Here is a 16,227-nt window from a genome sequence, read left to right on the forward strand (position 1 = left end):
GCTTCAGCCGCTACGCCGAAAAACTCGGCCGCTCCGCCAATAGCTTCGACGAATTGTACGAAGCCCTCCATCAGCCGTTCACCTACATCGACGAAATCCTCCTCCAGCTCCTGGAAGAACGGGTGAAAACCATTCAACCCTGCATGGTCGCCATTTCCGTTCCATTCCCGGGGAACCTGTATGCCTCGCTCCGCTGCGGACAATACATCAAAAAGCATTATCCGCAGGTGAAAATCGCCATGGGCGGAGGTTTCGCCAATACCGAACTGCGCTCCGTCAGCGATCCCCGCGTATTCGAATTCTACGATTACATCCTGCTCGACGATGGGGAAGCGCCCATCGAAAACCTATACCGCCACATCCTTGGCGAACTCCCCGAAAGCGAACTGAAACGCGCCTTCCTGCTGAAAAACGGCAAAGTCGAATTCATCAACAACGCTTCCTGCAAGGACTATCGGCAAGGACAGGTGGGAACGCCCGACTACAGCGACTTCTATCTCGACAAATACATCTCCGCCATAGAAGTCGTTAACCCCATGCACCGCATGTGGAGCGATGGCCGCTGGAACAAGCTCACCATGGCCCACGGCTGTTACTGGGGCAAATGCACCTTCTGTGACATCTCCCTGGATTACATCCGCCTTTACGAGCCTATCGCCGCTTCGCTGCTGGTAGACAGGATGGAAGAAATTATCGCGCAGACAGGAGAAACCGGTTTCCACTTCGTGGATGAAGCAGCGCCCCCGGCCCTGATGCGCTCACTGGCGCTGGAAATCATCAAAAGAAAGCTCACCGTCAGCTGGTGGACCAACATCCGCTTCGAGAAAAGCTTCACCCGCGACCTTTGCCTGCTGCTGAAAGCCAGCGGCTGCATCGCAGTGTCCGGCGGGCTGGAAGTGGCATCAGACAGGTTGCTGGAACTGATACAGAAAGGCATCACCGTGGCGCAGGTGGCGCAGGTCAACCGTAACTTCACCGAAGCGGGGATCATGGTACATGCGTACCTGATGTACGGCTTCCCCACGCAAACCGCGCAGGAAACGGTGGATTCGCTGGAAATGGTCCGCCAGATGTTCAAAACGGGCATCCTGCAATCCGCGTTCTGGCATTTGTTTACCATGACGGCGCACAGCCCCGTTGGCATTGCGCCGGAAAAATACAAAGTGAAACGGGTGACGGAAGCCGTCGGCGCATTCGCCAACAACGACCTCGAACATATCGATGATACAGGAGCGGAACATGAAGAATTCGCTTTCGGGTTGAAGAAGTCGCTCTTCAATTTCATGCACGGAGTTTGCCTCGACGATCCATTGCAGAACTGGTTCGAGATGAAAATTCCCCGCACCAAAATCCCCCCGGATTATATCGAAAAAGCCCTGATGGAAGACGCGCTCGGCGCCCGCAAGCCCACGGCCAAAGTAGTATGGCTGGGCAAAAAGCCGCAGGTGCAAACGCTCACCAAATCCAAAAAAGGCAATACCTGGGAAGTGACTTCGCTGACGTTCCAGACGAGGAAAGAACCGTTGAGCATCAGCGTTGGCAAGGAAGAAGGCATCTGGCTCGCCGGCATGCTGGAGAAATTGTCGGTACAGCAATCCCCGCTCACGCTGAAAGACGTGGAGGATAATTACACCGCCGCCGGACTGGAGGATTTCGAGCTGTTCTGGGACAACAAGCCCGTGAACACGCTCTACAAAGCAGGATTGTTACAGCTGTAGGATCAGCGCTTCTTCGGGCGCTTTTTGGGTTTCCCGTATTTCGCCATCATCTTATCCTTGTGGCTCACCACCACGTTCACCTTCTTGTTCTTCGCGAGTTTTTCATGGAACGCCGCGCCGCTTTCGGTTTTACGTTGTTTGAGCTGGATATTGGGGATGATGACTTCCGGGATCTCCGATTTGATGAGCACATCCGAGATCGCCACATCTTCAGGAATTTGCGCCACCGGCACTTCGAACTTCATCAACGATTCGGCATTCTCCAGCAACGGCATTTCCTTCTCCGTCACAAAGGTGAGCGCCACGCCCTCCGCATCTTTACGGCCCGTACGGCCAATGCGGTGGATATAGTTTTCAGGGGATTCCGGCATGTCGAAGTTGATGACATGCGATACCTCAGCGATATCAAGTCCGCGCGCCATAATATCGGTAGCGATCAGCACCCGGAAATTGCCTTCCCGGAACTGGCGCACGCTGTTGAAACGGAAGTTTTGGTCCTTATTGGAGTGGATCACCCCAACGGTGCCCGGCATATGTTCCGTCATTTTCTCATACAGTTCATCGGCCAGCGCTTTGGTGGAAGCGAACACCAGCACTTTGCTCATTTCTTCCCGCTTCGTCAGCAAATATTCGAGCAGGTTGACTTTCGTATTGAAGTTGGGAACGTGATATACGGTTTGCCGGATATTGGCCAGCGGCGTGCCTGCCGGCGCTGCTTCTATCACGGTGGGGTTGTGGAAGAAATCCTGGATGATGGCTTCTACCTCGGGCGTCATGGTGGCGGAGAACATCAGGTTCTGGCGGCGGACGGGCAGCATATCGAGCACGCGGGTCAGCTGCGCGCGGAAGCCCAGGTTCAGCATTTCGTCCACCTCATCGATCACCAGCCTTTTGATGCTTTTCATCTTGAGGGCGCCGCTCAGGATAAGGTCCACCAGCCGGCCCGGCGTGGCTACCACCACATCAAGCTTCCCGTCGGACACGGCCATCTGGCCCTTCATATTCACGCCGCCGTAAAAGCCCTGGGTTTCGACAGACATATAAGCGGTCAGCTGTTTTACAGCCGTGGTCACCTGCTCCACCAGCTCGCGGGTGGGCACGAGGATGAGGATCTGGGGGTAACGCTCTTTGGTGAACGACCACAGGCGCAGGCAGGGCAGCAGGTACGCGAACGTCTTACCCGTACCGGTTTGCGCGATGCCGCACACGTCCTGTCCGGACATCACCACCGAAAACGCTTTCTCCTGGATGGTGGTAGGCGTGGTAACGCCCAGGTCCTGGAGGGCGTTCAGCAAAGGCTTGTTCAGATTTAATTCCTCGAATGTCATAGCCGGCAAAATTACGCCGAATCCGGCTGAAAATAAAAAAGAGCGCCATTTAGACGCCCTTTTGCTGTTTCCCGGAAGGGAAAACTATTTATTCGCCACCAGTTCCACGTCGAGGGTGAAGTCATCATAGATGGCTTTGTCGCCCAGGTTTTCGAAGAAGCTGTTGGAGCGGTACTTGATATCGAATTTGGTACGGTCGATCTTAACGGTGGCTTTGGCGTTCAGCTGGTTGCCGTTCACCACCACATCGGCGGGGAAGGTGATGGACTGGCTGATGCCTTTGATGGTCAGGTTGCCGTTGATATCGTAGGTGTTGCCGGATTTCTTTTTCGCGGAAGTGATGGCGAAGGTGGCTTCCGGGTGCTTTTCCACGGAGAAGAAGTCGTCGCTTTTCAGGTGGCCGAGCAGGCGGGCGTTGCCTTTCTCGTCTTTGATATCTTCTACGGTCATGGTGCGGGTATCCACGTTGAAGGAACCGCCGGTGAGCGTGCTGCCGTCGACCTGCAGGGTGCCGCCGGAGATATTGATGAAACCATTATGGGAACCGGTCACTTTTTTAGCGAGCCAGGCGATCTTGCTTTTGGAACCGTCTACTTTAAATGCCACGGGAGCGGCAACAGCAGCGGATGCCGGGGCGGTGGAAACGGGAGCGTTGAACGACATCAGGACGGCGGCGCCGCTGATAAAGAGGATGGTGGCAATTTTACGCATGTTATGGGTAGGTTTGATTTGTTGATCCAATATACTGAAGGATAGATAACTTTCACATTTGTTTTGCAAACATTTCACATAAGTTTTACATTCTGACGGGTACTTTAGCACCGTGATCGTTCCGAAGGTCTCCCTCCGCCATTCTAAGTCCTGACGGCAGTCCGGTCTTTCATCTACCCAAAAAAGTCCCTGAACGAACGGTCCTGTAAAACCCATGCAACGCCTGACCCGGTGCAAAAGATATTCGACGCGCGGCGTATGAGCCGGCTTTCTCCCCTGGAAGCCGGCTTTTTTATAACTGGTTGATATCGCCGATGTGAATTTTCCTTCTTTCTTTGATGATGATGTGGGTGGTATGGGTAAAGACCTTATCCCCGTTGCCGTATTCCAGGAACATCTCCAGGGGCATGACCACCGGCGGATACGACCCTGCGCGGCGCATGGTTTCGATCTGCAGCTTGAAGTGCTCGGGCATGAGGGAGTAACCGGGGAAAACGGAATGCGGGTCCATGGGGATCCACACATAGGCGGTCACTTTGCTGTGGGAAGTGTTTTTCACCCGCGGGTCGTGGCGCAGGTTCTGGGCCACATATTCCTCGCAGGCCACGCCGGCGATCACTTTCTTGGACCCTGTTTTCCGGAGCTCGCTCAGGTAGCCGATTTCACCGGGATATACGGGCTCCATCCCTTTCAGTTCCAGCTTTGATTTGTCGCCGCTGGCGATCCCCGCCACACCGGCGAGCTGCAGCTGCGATTCCTTCTCAAAATCCCCGAAAAAGTAATATTTGGTGCCCGTACTGCGGCTTTTCAGTTGGATGTTGAACGCGGGCTGGGTGGAGCTGTAATAAATCACGATCTCCTCCCCGCCGTCGATCACGCGCTGGTTGCCCTGGAAGGCTTCGCTTTCCTGGTACACGGCCCAGTCGTATTCGTAGGAGGAGTCGATGGCAACGGCTTCGTCGCCGCCGATGATCAGTTTGGGATCGGGCATTTCCGGCGCGGGAGCTTCCTCCGCCGGCTTGATCTTTTCCTTGATTTTCTTCAGCAGCTGCGCCTGCGATGCGGGCACGAGCCACAACAGCAGGGCTGCCGTGAGTATAGGTATCTTCATAGGTTCAGGCGATATGCCGCCTGAAAAATAGTCATATTATTTTAAATCTCAATACTAGCTGACCATAAGGCTGCATCCGCGGAGGGCGGAGCGGTCGAGGCGGCCGAGCACTTCGAAGCTGCCGTTTGCATGGATTTTACCGATATCGTCGGTGGCGATGAAGGAGCAGGAGTGGATATTGGCGAGGTCTGCTACGTTGATAACGCCGGCGGCGGAAGTGGCGCTGAGTTGGAAGGGATCGTTTTCGTCGCGGACGAGCACCTTCATCCAGGGCGGGCAGTTGAAGACGCCGCGGCCTTTGGAATAGGCCTGGGAAAGGAGCTCGGTCATGCCATATTCCGCGTGGATGGCATCTGTGCCGAGGCGTTCGCAAAGGAAGGCGTGGAGCTCTTCGCGGGTCCATTCTTCGCGGCGGCCTTTCATGCCGCCGGTTTCCATGACGATGGTGTGGCGGAGGTCCATGCGGTGGTTTTCCGCGAAATCGAGGAGGCCGAAGGTGACGCCGATGAGGAGCGTGGGCTGGCGGCGGGCTTCGAGGGCAAGCAGGGTATCGGCCAGCTTTTCGTGCTCGTAGAGGTAGAAGCCGCTTTCGGGGCGGCCGCTGCGGCGGATCATGTCTTCCACCATATAAACGAGGGAGGAATTTTTCCGTTCGAGGTAGGAAGGCAGGAGCCCCAGGACCACGAAATCTTCCACCGGCCCGTAAAACCGGCGGAAAGCGTCGAGGAAACTGCGTGTATAGAGGGCCGTGTCTTTCACCAGGTGGCGGGAATTGACCGTTTGCGTGGTGCCGCTGCTTTCGAAAACCACCTCCGGTTCGAATGCGCCGGTCGTAATGCGGTGGGTTTTGAAAAACGAGATGGGGAGGAACGGGATCTGTTCCAGGGAATGCACGGCGGAGGGGTTTACCTTCAGCGCATCCACATAAGCCCTGTACAGGGCGTTCCCTTCGTATTGGTAGCGGAAAACTTCCGTCACCAGGGCCATCGGGTCCCCTTCCCTGAAAATCCTTTCTGCTAATGCGTCGGTCATGAGACGGCAAATTTACGAATCCCGGCGCCAATATGTAACAAACCCGGCACAGGCAGCGTTAAATAACCGGGCACTTTGCCTTTTGCCTAATTTAATGTACGTTTGTCATATGAAGAAATTCCTCCCTCTCTCCGCGTTGGCCCTCATGATATTCATGGGTTGCAAAAAGGATGGCGATATCGGCTCCAAGCCGATTCTGACCTTCAAATCCGCCTCCACGGAAGACGTGCCCAAGGAGCAGGAAGAATTTACCTTCACCTTCAATATCAAAGACGGCGACGGCGACCTGGAAGGCAGCTGGAACGTAGTGGACCTGTACCACTATGCGGACCCCGACAAGTTTGACCAGCTGGACCTGCCCAAGCTTGAAGCGCATGCCGGCGTGAAACTAGACGCCGAAATGATCCTCATCCTCAGCGATCTCCGCCAGGGCAACTTCCTGCCCGTCCGCAACTGGTCGGCTCCCAACGCCTTCAGGCCCGACACCATCCAGCTCAAAATATTCGTGCTTGATAAAAAAGGAAATTCCAGCGACACCATCACCACTCCCAAGATCGTTGTGCGCTACTAATTGTTATTTGTGAATGCACGGCTTTCCGTACATTTACAATTATGAGCAAGATCCAGGAACTGCAATCCAAAATCGCCGAAGCCCAACTCGGCGGAGGACAGGTACGAATCGATTCCCAACACAAGAAAGGTAAGCTGACAGCCCGCGAAAGGCTCAAACTCCTGCTCGACGAAGGTTCCTTCGAAGAGATCGGCATGTTCGTTCATAACCGTAACCGCGGCATGACCACCGACCAGGAACAGTTTCCGGGAGACGGTGTTGTAACCGGCTATGGAACCGTCAACGGCCGCCTCGTGTATGTATTCTCCCAGGACTTTACCGTGTACGGCGGCAGCTTATCCGAACCCCATGCCCGCAAGATCTGCCGCGTGATGGACCTCGCCATGGAAAACGGCGCCCCCCTCATCGGGCTGAACGACAGCGGTGGCGCCCGCATCCAGGAAGGCGTTGTCAGCCTCGCCGGGTATGCCGACATCTTCTACCGCAACACCCGCGCTTCCGGCGTTATCCCCCAGATCTCCGCGATCATGGGCCCCTGCGCCGGCGGAGCCGTATATTCCCCCGCCATCACCGACTTCATCCTGATGGTGGAAAATACTTCCTACATGTTTGTGACCGGCCCCAACGTGGTGAAAACCGTGACGCATGAAGAAGTGACCAGCGAAGCATTGGGCGGCGCGCAGACGCATGCCACCAAAAGCGGCGTAACGCATTTCGCCTGCGCCAACGAAGTAGAATGCATCCGGACCATCCGCGACATGCTTTCCTACATGCCGCAGAACTGCGAGGAAACCGCGCCTTCCGTGCCTTACGAACCGGGTAACGAAAGCCGTCCCGCCCTGAATAATATCATCCCCGATAATGCGAACCAGCCTTACGACATGAAGGACGTGATCGCCGAACTGACGGACGCCGGCAGCTTCCTGGAAGTGCACAAGGATTTCGCGGATAACATCATCGTAGGCTTTGCGCGTGTAGCCGGCCGCGCTATCGGCATCGTGGCCAACCAGCCCGCCGTGCTCGCCGGCGTGCTCGATATCCACGCCTCGGTAAAAGGCGCGCGCTTCACCCGTTTCTGCGATGCTTTCAATATCCCCTTGCTTGTACTGGTAGACGTTCCCGGCTTTTTACCCGGTACCGACCAGGAATGGAACGGCATCATCACCAACGGCGCCAAATTGCTCTTCGCGCTGAGCGAGGCTACGGTCCCCAAGATCACTGTTACCACCCGCAAGGCTTACGGCGGCGCATACTGCGTGATGAATTCCAAACACATCGGCGCCGATCTCAACTTCGCGTTCCCCCAGGCGGAAATCGCCGTGATGGGGCCGAAAGGCGCGGTGGAAATCATCTACAAGAAAGAAATCGACGCGTCCCCTAACCCGGAAGCCCGCATGAACGAACTGGTGGCCGAATACACCGAAAGGTTCGCCAATCCGTACCTCGCTGCCGAAAAAGGGTACATCGATGAAGTGGTGGTGCCCGAAACCACCCGCGAAAGGCTCATCAAAGGCTACGCCATGCTGGAAAACAAAGTGGTGAACATGCCGCGGAAGAAACACGGGAACATTCCGTTGTAATGCTTTAAAAAGTTTTTTGAGATACGAGGGGGAACGGGATGCCGTTTCCCCTTTTTCTTTTTCCATGCGGATTATAACCCGCAATGCCTATTTTAGCGGCTATGTTTCGCGGATTCTTCAATTTCCTGCTGTTCAGTTCTATTTACATCGCCCTGGTGGCGCTGCTGATGGTTTGGGAATCGGAAGAGATCATGGGGCTCGCGATGGACCGCGATCATTACTTCGGCTTCGTTTTCTTTTCTACCATATGCAGCTATAACTTCCACTGGTACCTCACGCCCGGCTCCGAAAAGCATTCGGAAAGGATATTGTGGGGCCGGCGGCGAAGGAGGCTCCAGCTCATGGGCTGCTGCATCGGCCTCCTGGGCGCTGCCTGGTACGGCCTGCCCCTTCTCCATCACTGGCTGCCCCTGGCGGGCGCGGTGGTGCTGACTTTCCTCTATTCCGCTCCCAAAGTGCCGCACGCCACGTTCCGGTGGCTGAAAAAGATCGCCATCGGGAAAACCATCTTCCTGGCGTTCGTCTGGATGTATGTGACCACCCTGCTGCCTTACCTGATCTCGGATGTGTCGAAGCTGGTGTTCCGGGAAGTGGCGCTGCTGTGCGTATACCGCTTTTTCCTCATCTATGCCATCTGCATCCTGTTCGATCATCGCGACCGGGAGGAAGACCGCGCCGAGGGCATCCGCAGCCTCATCACCAGCCTGGAAGAGCCGCACCTCGATAAACTGTATTACGGTTCCCTCATCGTGTCTGCCGCCTGCGCGCTGGTGCTGGCGCCCGCTTTACCGCTCTTCGTGCTGTTCAGCCTGCTGGCCGCGGTGGCCGTGGTATGGGCCGTGAAAAACTATGCACAAACCCATCATTCCGATTACGTCTATTATTTCCAGCTCGACGGCCTCATGGCCTTTTCCGCCCTCATCCACCTCCTGTGGCGGCTGGCAGGCGGCATTTGAGATGGAATTCATTACATTTGAAGGATATTTAACCTGAACAACAATGGCGAAAAAACCGAAAAGCATACTGACGAAAGAGTCTATGACCTTCCTCCGCAACTACCTCAACAACCCCTCTCCCACAGGTTTTGAGAAAGAAGGACAGAAAATGTGGCTGGAATACCTGAAACCATATATCGACGATACCATCGTAGACGCTTACGGCTCCGCCGTAGGAGTGATCAACCCCGAAGCGGCTTTCAAAGTGGTGATCGAAGCGCATGCCGACGAGATCTCCTGGTTCGTGAACTACATCTCCCCCGAAGGCCTGATCTATGTGATCCGCAATGGCGGCTCCGACCAGGCCATTGCACCGAGCAAGCGGGTGAATATCCATACCGAAAAAGGCATCGTAAAAGCAGTATTCGGCTGGCCGGCGATACATACCCGTTTGCGCAGCGGCGATGGCAAGGAGCCCCAACCGAAAGTGGACAACATTTTCCTCGACTGCGGCGCCCGCAACCGGAAAGAAGTGGAAGAACTGGGCATCCATGTGGGATGCGTGGTTACTTTCGATGATATGTTCGAGGAACTGAATTACGATTACTTCATCTGCCGCGCGATCGACAACCGCATCGGCGGTTTCATGATCGCGGAAGTTGCGCGCATGCTGAAAGAAAATAAGGTGCGCCTGCCTTTCGGCCTTTATATCGTCAATGCGGTACAGGAAGAAGTTGGGCTGCGCGGTGCGGAGATGATCGCCAAAAGGATCAAGCCCAACGTGGCCATCATTACCGACGTAACGCACGACACCACCACGCCCATGATCAACAAAAACATCGAAGGCGAAATCAAATGCGGCGCCGGCCCCAGCATCACCTACGGGCCCGCGGTGCACAACATCCTGCGCGACCTCATCATCAAAACGGCTAAAAAAGAAGATATCCCCCACCAGCTGCACGCCGTAAGCCGCAGCACCGGCACGGATACCGACGCTTTCGCCTATTCGAACGACGGCACCCCTTCCGCGCTCATCAGCATCCCCCTCCGATATATGCATACCACCGTGGAAATGATCAAAAAGGACGACGTGGAAAATACCATCCGCCTCATCTACCAAACTTTGCTCAACATTACCCCTAAAACCAACTTCCAATATCTTTAACCATATAAAACCGATGTTGCATGATCCGTCATGATTGGACCATCCCTGAAATAAAGGACATCTATAATACACCGCTCCTCGAACTGATGTACCGCGCCGCCACCGTGCACCGCCAGTACCAGGACACGGCGGAAGTACAGGTTTGCACCCTGCTTTCCATCAAAACCGGCGGCTGCTCCGAAGACTGCGCCTACTGCCCCCAGGCGGCGCGCTACAGCACCGGGGTCGATGTGCATGCCCTCATGCAGAAAGACAAAGTGCTGGAATACGCCCAAAAAGCCAAAGATGCCGGCTCCACCCGCTTCTGCATGGGCGCGGCCTGGCGCGAAGTGCGCGACAACCGCGACTTCGACCGCGTGCTCGACATGGTAAAAGGCGTTAACGCCATCGGCATGGAAGTATGCTGCACCCTCGGCATGCTCACCGAATCCCAGGCCCAAAAACTCGCCGAAGCCGGGCTCTACTCCTACAACCACAACCTTGACACTTCCAGCGAATACTACGGGGAAGTCATTACCACCCGCACGTACGACGACCGCCTCAACACCCTCGAAAACGTGCGCAAGGCAGGCGTAACCGTATGCTGCGGCGGCATTATCGGCCTCGGCGAAAGCCATGAAGACCGTATCAACATGCTGGCTACCCTCGCCACCATGCCCGAACATCCGGATTCCGTGCCCATCAACGCCCTTACGCGCGTAGCCGGCACCCCGCTGGAGCACATGCCCAAAGTGGAATTCTGGGATATGGTCCGCATGATCGCCACCGCCCGCATCCTCATGCCCAACACCATGGTCCGCCTCAGCGCCGGCCGTGCGGAAATGAGCGTGTCCGAACAGGCGATGTGCTTCATGGCAGGCGCCAACTCCATCTTCACCGGGGAAAAACTCCTCACCACCAAAAACCCTTCGTTCGAGGAAGACAACCTCATGTTCGAGCTCCTGGGCCTCAAACCCCGCGAAGCCTTCAAAGAGGAAAAAGCCGCCGGCTGCTGCGACCACCAGCATGAACACGCGCATACACATTAACACAGATAGCCTTTCAAACTAAACCGGATAGAGCCGCCCCGATCGGGCGGCTCTTGTTTTCTTGTCATTTCCCCCTCCTATCAGCACATTTTGTGCAACCGCTACGGGTGTCCCATAATCTGCTCTTTAGTATGGTTATAGTACGGTATCCCTACTGTAGCCCTACTAAGCCTCTGCTATGCCAGCGCGCAGGGTCAAAAAAAGCCCGCCAGGAAACGTACCGGCGGGCTTGGAGGGCTTTATAGGGAGAATAAGGAACGATTACTCAGGTAAATACTTCGTCAGCGCTTCCTCCAGGGCGGCGCCGCGAAGGTCTTTCGCGACGATCTTCCCCTGCGGGTCGATGAGGAAGTTGGCCGGCACCCCACGGATCCCGTAGAGCTTCACCGCCGCATTGTTCCAGAACTTCAGGTCGGATACATGCACGAAATCTTCCAACCCGTCTTTCTTAATGGCCTCTTCCCAGAGGTCCTTGCGGCCGGGTTGATCCAGCGAAACGCTGAGTACCAGGAAGTTACGTTCTTTAAACTTTTTGTAGGCGGCCACCACATGCGGATTCTCCGCGCGGCAGGGGCTGCACCAGCTGGCCCAGAAGTCGAGGAACACGTACTTGCCCCGGAAGTCGGACAGGCTAACGGGTTTGCCGTTCAGGTCGTTCTGGGTGAAGTCCGGCGCCATGGCGCCGATAACGATGGTCTTCTTCTTGTTCATGTTCTCCGCGAAGCGCTTCCCGGCGGGGGAAGTTTGCTGGCTGGCGGGGAGGCTGGCGAAAAGGGGCTCCAGTTCGGCCAGGTCCATGTTGTTATGTACCGACAGCTCCTGCAAAGCGAACACGGTCACGGGCGACCCGGGGTTCTTTTCGATGAAGGATTTGATCAGCGCGCGCTTATCGGCCAGCGCCTTGCGGAACTTCACGTTCAGGGCGTTGGTGAGGGCCGTGTCGCGGCGCTGCTCGTCGGTGGCGCTGCCCCATACCTTGTTGATGGCGTCCATCTGGTCTTCGTAGGGCTGCAGGTGCTTTTTATATTCCCCGTCGGCATCGTTCAATTTGGAGCCTTTGATGGTGGCGGAGGCCATGTCGGTTTCGGAGGTCAGCGTGATAGTGGCTGCTTCGAGGTACATGATCTTGCGGTCCATGCCGGAGCCCATGTTCTGAAGGCCCTTGCCGTCTTTGCTGAGGGCGATCATCATGAGGCCGGGTTCCGAAGTGGCGCCGGAGAAGGAGAAGGACCCGTTTTTCAGTACCGCCGAATCCAGCATGCGCTCGCCATCTTCGGTACGGTCAAAATACACGGTGGCCGGGGCGTTCAGCTTGCCGATCCTGCCTTTCAGCACAAATTTGCCTTCCTGCGCCATGGCGGCTGCCGGGATGATGGCGGCGGCCACGAGGGCCAGGGTTCTGGATCTTACGATACTTATGTTCATGGTGTCTGTTTTAAAAATCAGCGCGATGGTTATTCGCGGATGAATATATCGGTCGGCGAACCGGGGATGCCTGTTGTTTTACGGATCAGGTCGCCAAAGTGGCCTACGGAAGTATCCAGGATATGCAGCTCCCCTTCTACCCCCACCACCAAAACGTTTCCGTTCTGCTCGATCTTCAACAGGGTGATATCCTTCCCGCCGAAGGCGGCGTTCAGTTCACGGATTTCTTCATTCAGCGGGTTAAACCGGTAAATTTTGCCGTTGCCGCTGAAATAGAACACGCCTACGGGAGATACCGCCCATTTGGTGGTAGCGGTCACCAGGCTGTCGCCCTTGAATTTCTTCATTTCGCGGGCGTTAAACTGCTGCCTGCCGTCTCTCCAGTTCAACCCGAAACGCAGCTGCATCGTTTTGCCGAGGGAATCGCAGAACGCATAGATGTCGTTGTCGCTGAACTTCTCCATGTACAGGAGATCCATGCCGAGGTCTTTGGGAACAAAGGCGGAATCGAACACGGTATAAGTGGTGTCGAGGTAAGTGCCGGGCAGGAAGCGAACGAAACGTTGCTTTTCCTTGTCGAAACCAAGGAAGTGGGAAACCGCCTGGCCGTTTTCCGTCAGCTCCTGCAGCAGTTGCGGCGCGAGCTTGTACTCGCCGTTCACCGCCACGCCGAAGAAGCCGTAATACGAACCGAAAGGCGCGGTCTCAAAAGTACCCATGAACAGCTGGTCGTTGATGATCGCCGTAGTGGTACCGTTGAGGTTGCGCAGGAAATAATCCGCGCGGGCCGCCGCCATCGGCTGGTAGAAGTTCTCTTTCAGCGAGCGCACTTTGCCGAGGGTATTGGCGTCAATCAGCACACCGCCTTCGTTACCGCCGAACGTAAGCCAGTACTGCGTGATCTGGTTCATGTAGAACTGGTTCCGCACCTGTACGATCTGGCGCGGACCGCCAGGCAGCACCGTTTTGTTGATGGCTTCGTAAATATCCGCCTGCAGCGTACCGTCGGGTTTAATGAACGACAGCGAGGTGCTGCCGGCATCGCCGCTCAGCACGAGCGAACCACGGGTAAAGGCGGTTTGACCGCTGATGATGAAATCATAATAATACTTCTGCCCGGTATTGTTGTCGGTCACCTTCAGCAACACGGTATAGCGCGCGGCGCCGAGGCCGTACACGATACGGAGGTCGCGGGTGAAGTAATCGTCGGTAGTGGCGCGCTCGGGAACATTGATCTTCCATTCGCAGGAATAATCGTTCGGGCCGCTGTTGAGGGTGATGACAGGCGCCACGATGAGGCTGTCGCCCGACATCACGTGGTACACCGAATCCAACCCGGACATAACCGGGGCCGGCACATCCACATAATCGTAATTGCCTTTATCCTTGTAGCAACCGGCGGCGATGGCCGAAAGGCAGAGTATGAACAGGTAAATCTTTTTCATGGCTTGCAGCATTAGATGACCGGGTCTCCGTCTTCATCGGTGAAATAATAACGTCCGTCTGCCGGGTTGAGCGTGAGGATGTATTTCTTCGCGGTGTTTTCGCTGTGATAGAACTCCAGCGTACCGTTGGCGCCGGGCGTCACCACGTATCCTTCTTCCGGGTTTTCTTCCGTCCAGGTTTTGGGATTGGCGAGGAAGGCGCGGAAGCGGCGGGTGTGGTAGAGTACTTTCGGCGTAGCCTGCCAGTCGGTACGGTCTTCCGTGAGCCGGTTGGTGCCGGATACGCGGATGAACAGTTCGTGTTTTACGCGGGAGTATTCACCCAGGTCGTTCTGCCAGATTTCCCACCAAAGCGGTTTTTCCAACCTGTTGGAGAAGATGATTTTGGCAGTATCCAGCTTGGGGAACATCGTGTTGAAGTCGCCGGTAGGCTGCAGCTGCAGGAAGAGCCGCACGGCCTTCTCCGCCAGCAGCGGATCGGTGTTATAAATGATCACCGGGATATCGAACCTCCCCGAATCCGCGGGAAGCACGTATTCCGATTCCAGCGCTTTGAAATGGAGGCCCGACTGCGCGGTGGTTTTACCGGCCACCAGCGTCACTTTCACCTTGCGGCCCGCGGTGGTTCTGTTACCGGAAAGGCGCACGGGCAAAAGGATCGTGTCGAAAGATTTATCGGGGAACAGCGCGAAGGAATAGATCACGCTGTCGATACGCTGGTTCGTCAGGTCGCTGGAGCTGAAATCGAAGTAAACGCCGTCGTCGGATTTATATAAGAGGTCATCTCCTTTTTCGCATCCTGCCAGCCATCCGGCGGCCAGCAGGCAAATGATGATTTTGGTTATTTTCTTCATGAGTTGGCAGGTTTAACGGTTACCGTAAGCGAGCTCGTCGTCCGGCCAGGGGAAGACGAATATTTGCTGGTTGGGCTGGATGGTATTGCCACCCAGTCCGGGGTATGCGCGGTTCAGCCGCTTGTACATGTAGAAGATTTGACCTTCCCCGAAGAATTCCTTCCTGGCGTCTTTCACGAGTTCGTTCATGAAAACGGTTTTGGAGGGATCATTCAGCGGGATGCCCATACCGCGTTGTTTGCGGACGGCATTGAGGTACTCCCATCCTTTCGCGGGATCGGCATCGTACACAGCTTCGGCGGCGATGTAATACATCTCGCTGAGGCGCAGCATGGGGATCATGAGGTCGTGGAGGTTTTTGTCGCCGTTGCGGCTGTATTTCTCCAGGCGCATATACCCGCCGGTGGAGCTGTTCTGCTGGGAGAACCATTGCTTGTACCGGAAATCCTCCGCGCCGGGGCCCGCCACTTCATACATGGTCCGCAATTCACCGGGAGGCGTGTTCAGCGTGGTGCCTTCACCATTCCGCAGTCGGTCGTACAGCGGGTTGGTCATGTTCGGCGCATACAGGCCGAAGAGCAACTCTTTGTACAGAATACGGTCTTTCTGCTGATCGTCGGGGTTCAGGAAATCCGTCTGCCGCGTCCAGGGGAACTTGTTGGATTCGATCACTTCCTTCGCCATCTCGAGCGCTGCAGCATGGTTGCCGGCGTAGAGCTGCACGCGGGCCAGGGTGCCGGTTACCGCGTAGTAATTGAAGCGGTGTCGGCGGTGCTGGAGGAACATCGGGCCGGAAACTTCCGTGGAAGAATCGGGCGTCGTATATCCTACTTTATAACCCGGCTTCACGATGGGGTCTGTATGCTTCAACAGCTCCCGCGCCGCGGTAAGATCCCGGATCACGGAATCCAGCACCTGGCGCAATGTATACACCGGCGTCGTTGCCCGGGAGAAGGTGGTCACGTAGGGAATGCCCTGTGCACCGGGCGTTGCCAGCGGAGCGGCCGCGAACTGGCGCAGCACATCGAAGTGGCACCAGGCCCGCATCGCCAAAGCTTCGCCTTTGATCAGGTCACGTTCCGATGCTTCCAGCAAATTGCCGGAACCATCCACATGTTCCAGGATAAGGTTGCTGTTGGCCACTACCGTATAAAGACCGGACCAGCTATCCTTCTGGCGGTTGATGAAATTATTGTCGCGGTAGTTGAACAGCATGGTCTGGCGGAAGCCGGAATTGTCCACTACATCGATATTGTAATTCTGTGCGAGCACATCGAGCGTGCCTGCGATCAGCTCCCTGCCGTAAAGGTCTTCCTTCACGCTG

The 16,227-nt window shown here is 55.9% G+C and carries 14 protein-coding genes; 6 read left to right on the forward strand and 8 right to left on the reverse strand.

Annotation, left to right across the window (positions count from 1 at the left end):
* Positions 1-1,718, forward strand: a 1,718-nt coding sequence (locus tag Q0510_RS19170) for a radical SAM protein (protein ID WP_298715381.1), incomplete at its 5' end; no start/stop codon positions are given.
* A gap of 2 nt (positions 1,719-1,720) precedes the next feature.
* Here the strand turns inward: Q0510_RS19170 and Q0510_RS19175 are convergent.
* The 4 genes from Q0510_RS19175 to Q0510_RS19190 form a co-directional block, all read right to left on the reverse strand.
* On the reverse strand, positions 1,721-3,046 hold the full coding sequence (locus Q0510_RS19175) for a DEAD/DEAH box helicase (protein WP_298715383.1): 1,326 nt from the start codon (positions 3,044-3,046) through the stop codon (positions 1,721-1,723).
* 84 nt (positions 3,047-3,130) lie between these two features.
* Positions 3,131-3,757, reverse strand: a complete 627-nt coding sequence (locus Q0510_RS19180) for a YceI family protein (protein ID WP_298715385.1) — start codon at positions 3,755-3,757, stop codon at positions 3,131-3,133.
* Between the two features lie 292 nt (positions 3,758-4,049).
* The gene (locus Q0510_RS19185) at positions 4,050-4,868 is read right to left on the reverse strand and encodes a hypothetical protein (RefSeq protein ID WP_298715387.1); all 819 of its coding nucleotides are present in this window, start codon (positions 4,866-4,868) and stop codon (positions 4,050-4,052) included.
* A 54-nt stretch (positions 4,869-4,922) separates the two neighbouring features.
* Positions 4,923-5,900: an acyl transferase gene (locus Q0510_RS19190; RefSeq protein WP_298715388.1), complete on the reverse strand. Its 978-nt coding sequence runs from the start codon at positions 5,898-5,900 to the stop codon at positions 4,923-4,925.
* Positions 5,901-6,009: 109 nt separating this feature from the next.
* Between Q0510_RS19190 and Q0510_RS19195 the strand changes: the two genes are divergently transcribed.
* The 5 genes from Q0510_RS19195 to bioB all read left to right on the forward strand — a co-directional run bounded on the left by Q0510_RS19195 (position 6,010) and on the right by bioB (position 11,179).
* Complete coding sequence (locus tag Q0510_RS19195; RefSeq protein ID WP_298715389.1) at positions 6,010-6,471, forward strand: hypothetical protein; 462 nt, start codon at positions 6,010-6,012, stop codon at positions 6,469-6,471.
* 41 nt (positions 6,472-6,512) lie between these two features.
* Complete coding sequence (locus Q0510_RS19200; RefSeq protein ID WP_298715391.1) at positions 6,513-8,051, forward strand: acyl-CoA carboxylase subunit beta; 1,539 nt, start codon at positions 6,513-6,515, stop codon at positions 8,049-8,051.
* A 101-nt stretch (positions 8,052-8,152) separates the two neighbouring features.
* Positions 8,153-9,007 (forward strand): UbiA family prenyltransferase, encoded by an 855-nt coding sequence (locus tag Q0510_RS19205; protein WP_298715393.1) that lies wholly within the window; start codon positions 8,153-8,155, stop codon positions 9,005-9,007.
* 43 nt (positions 9,008-9,050) lie between these two features.
* The gene (locus Q0510_RS19210; RefSeq protein ID WP_298715394.1) at positions 9,051-10,151 is read left to right on the forward strand and encodes a M42 family metallopeptidase; all 1,101 of its coding nucleotides are present in this window, start codon (positions 9,051-9,053) and stop codon (positions 10,149-10,151) included.
* Positions 10,152-10,171: 20 nt separating this feature from the next.
* Positions 10,172-11,179, forward strand: a complete 1,008-nt coding sequence (bioB, locus tag Q0510_RS19215) for a biotin synthase BioB (RefSeq protein WP_298715396.1) — start codon at positions 10,172-10,174, stop codon at positions 11,177-11,179.
* A gap of 261 nt (positions 11,180-11,440) precedes the next feature.
* On the opposite strand, the gene Q0510_RS19220 is transcribed toward bioB, so the two are convergent.
* From Q0510_RS19220 to Q0510_RS19235, 4 genes are all read right to left on the reverse strand, one after another.
* Positions 11,441-12,604, reverse strand: coding sequence for a TlpA disulfide reductase family protein (locus Q0510_RS19220; protein WP_298715398.1), 1,164 nt, complete (start codon positions 12,602-12,604; stop codon positions 11,441-11,443).
* 29 nt (positions 12,605-12,633) lie between these two features.
* Complete coding sequence (locus Q0510_RS19225; RefSeq protein WP_298715400.1) at positions 12,634-14,049, reverse strand: PKD-like family lipoprotein; 1,416 nt, start codon at positions 14,047-14,049, stop codon at positions 12,634-12,636.
* A gap of 11 nt (positions 14,050-14,060) precedes the next feature.
* Positions 14,061-14,903, reverse strand: a complete 843-nt coding sequence (locus Q0510_RS19230; RefSeq protein WP_298715402.1) for a DUF4843 domain-containing protein — start codon at positions 14,901-14,903, stop codon at positions 14,061-14,063.
* 12 nt (positions 14,904-14,915) lie between these two features.
* A partial coding sequence (locus Q0510_RS19235) for a RagB/SusD family nutrient uptake outer membrane protein (protein ID WP_298715404.1) occupies positions 14,916-16,227 on the reverse strand: 1,312 nt, incomplete at its 5' end.

The sequence above is a fragment of the uncultured Chitinophaga sp. genome (assembly GCF_937874145.1).
GTDB lineage: Bacteria > Bacteroidota > Bacteroidia > Chitinophagales > Chitinophagaceae > Chitinophaga.

Bases quoted from the DNA above. Each gene is read 5' to 3' on its own strand.
- Q0510_RS19175 (WP_298715383.1), bottom strand. From the start codon at position 3,046: ATGACATTCGAGGAATTAAATCTGAACAAGCCTTTGCTGAACGCCCTC.
- Q0510_RS19190 (WP_298715388.1), bottom strand. From the start codon at position 5,900: ATGACCGACGCATTAGCAGAAAGGATTTTCAGGGAAGGGGACCCGATG.
- Q0510_RS19205 (WP_298715393.1), top strand. From the start codon at position 8,153: ATGTTTCGCGGATTCTTCAATTTCCTGCTGTTCAGTTCTATTTACATC.
- Q0510_RS19200 (WP_298715391.1), top strand. From the start codon at position 6,513: ATGAGCAAGATCCAGGAACTGCAATCCAAAATCGCCGAAGCCCAACTC.
- Q0510_RS19225 (WP_298715400.1), bottom strand. From the start codon at position 14,049: ATGAAAAAGATTTACCTGTTCATACTCTGCCTTTCGGCCATCGCCGCC.
- Q0510_RS19195 (WP_298715389.1), top strand. From the start codon at position 6,010: ATGAAGAAATTCCTCCCTCTCTCCGCGTTGGCCCTCATGATATTCATG.
- Q0510_RS19220 (WP_298715398.1), bottom strand. From the start codon at position 12,604: ATGAACATAAGTATCGTAAGATCCAGAACCCTGGCCCTCGTGGCCGCC.
- Q0510_RS19210 (WP_298715394.1), top strand. From the start codon at position 9,051: ATGGCGAAAAAACCGAAAAGCATACTGACGAAAGAGTCTATGACCTTC.
- Q0510_RS19180 (WP_298715385.1), bottom strand. From the start codon at position 3,757: ATGCGTAAAATTGCCACCATCCTCTTTATCAGCGGCGCCGCCGTCCTG.
- Q0510_RS19185 (WP_298715387.1), bottom strand. From the start codon at position 4,868: ATGAAGATACCTATACTCACGGCAGCCCTGCTGTTGTGGCTCGTGCCC.
- bioB (WP_298715396.1), top strand. From the start codon at position 10,172: ATGATCCGTCATGATTGGACCATCCCTGAAATAAAGGACATCTATAAT.
- Q0510_RS19230 (WP_298715402.1), bottom strand. From the start codon at position 14,903: ATGAAGAAAATAACCAAAATCATCATTTGCCTGCTGGCCGCCGGATGG.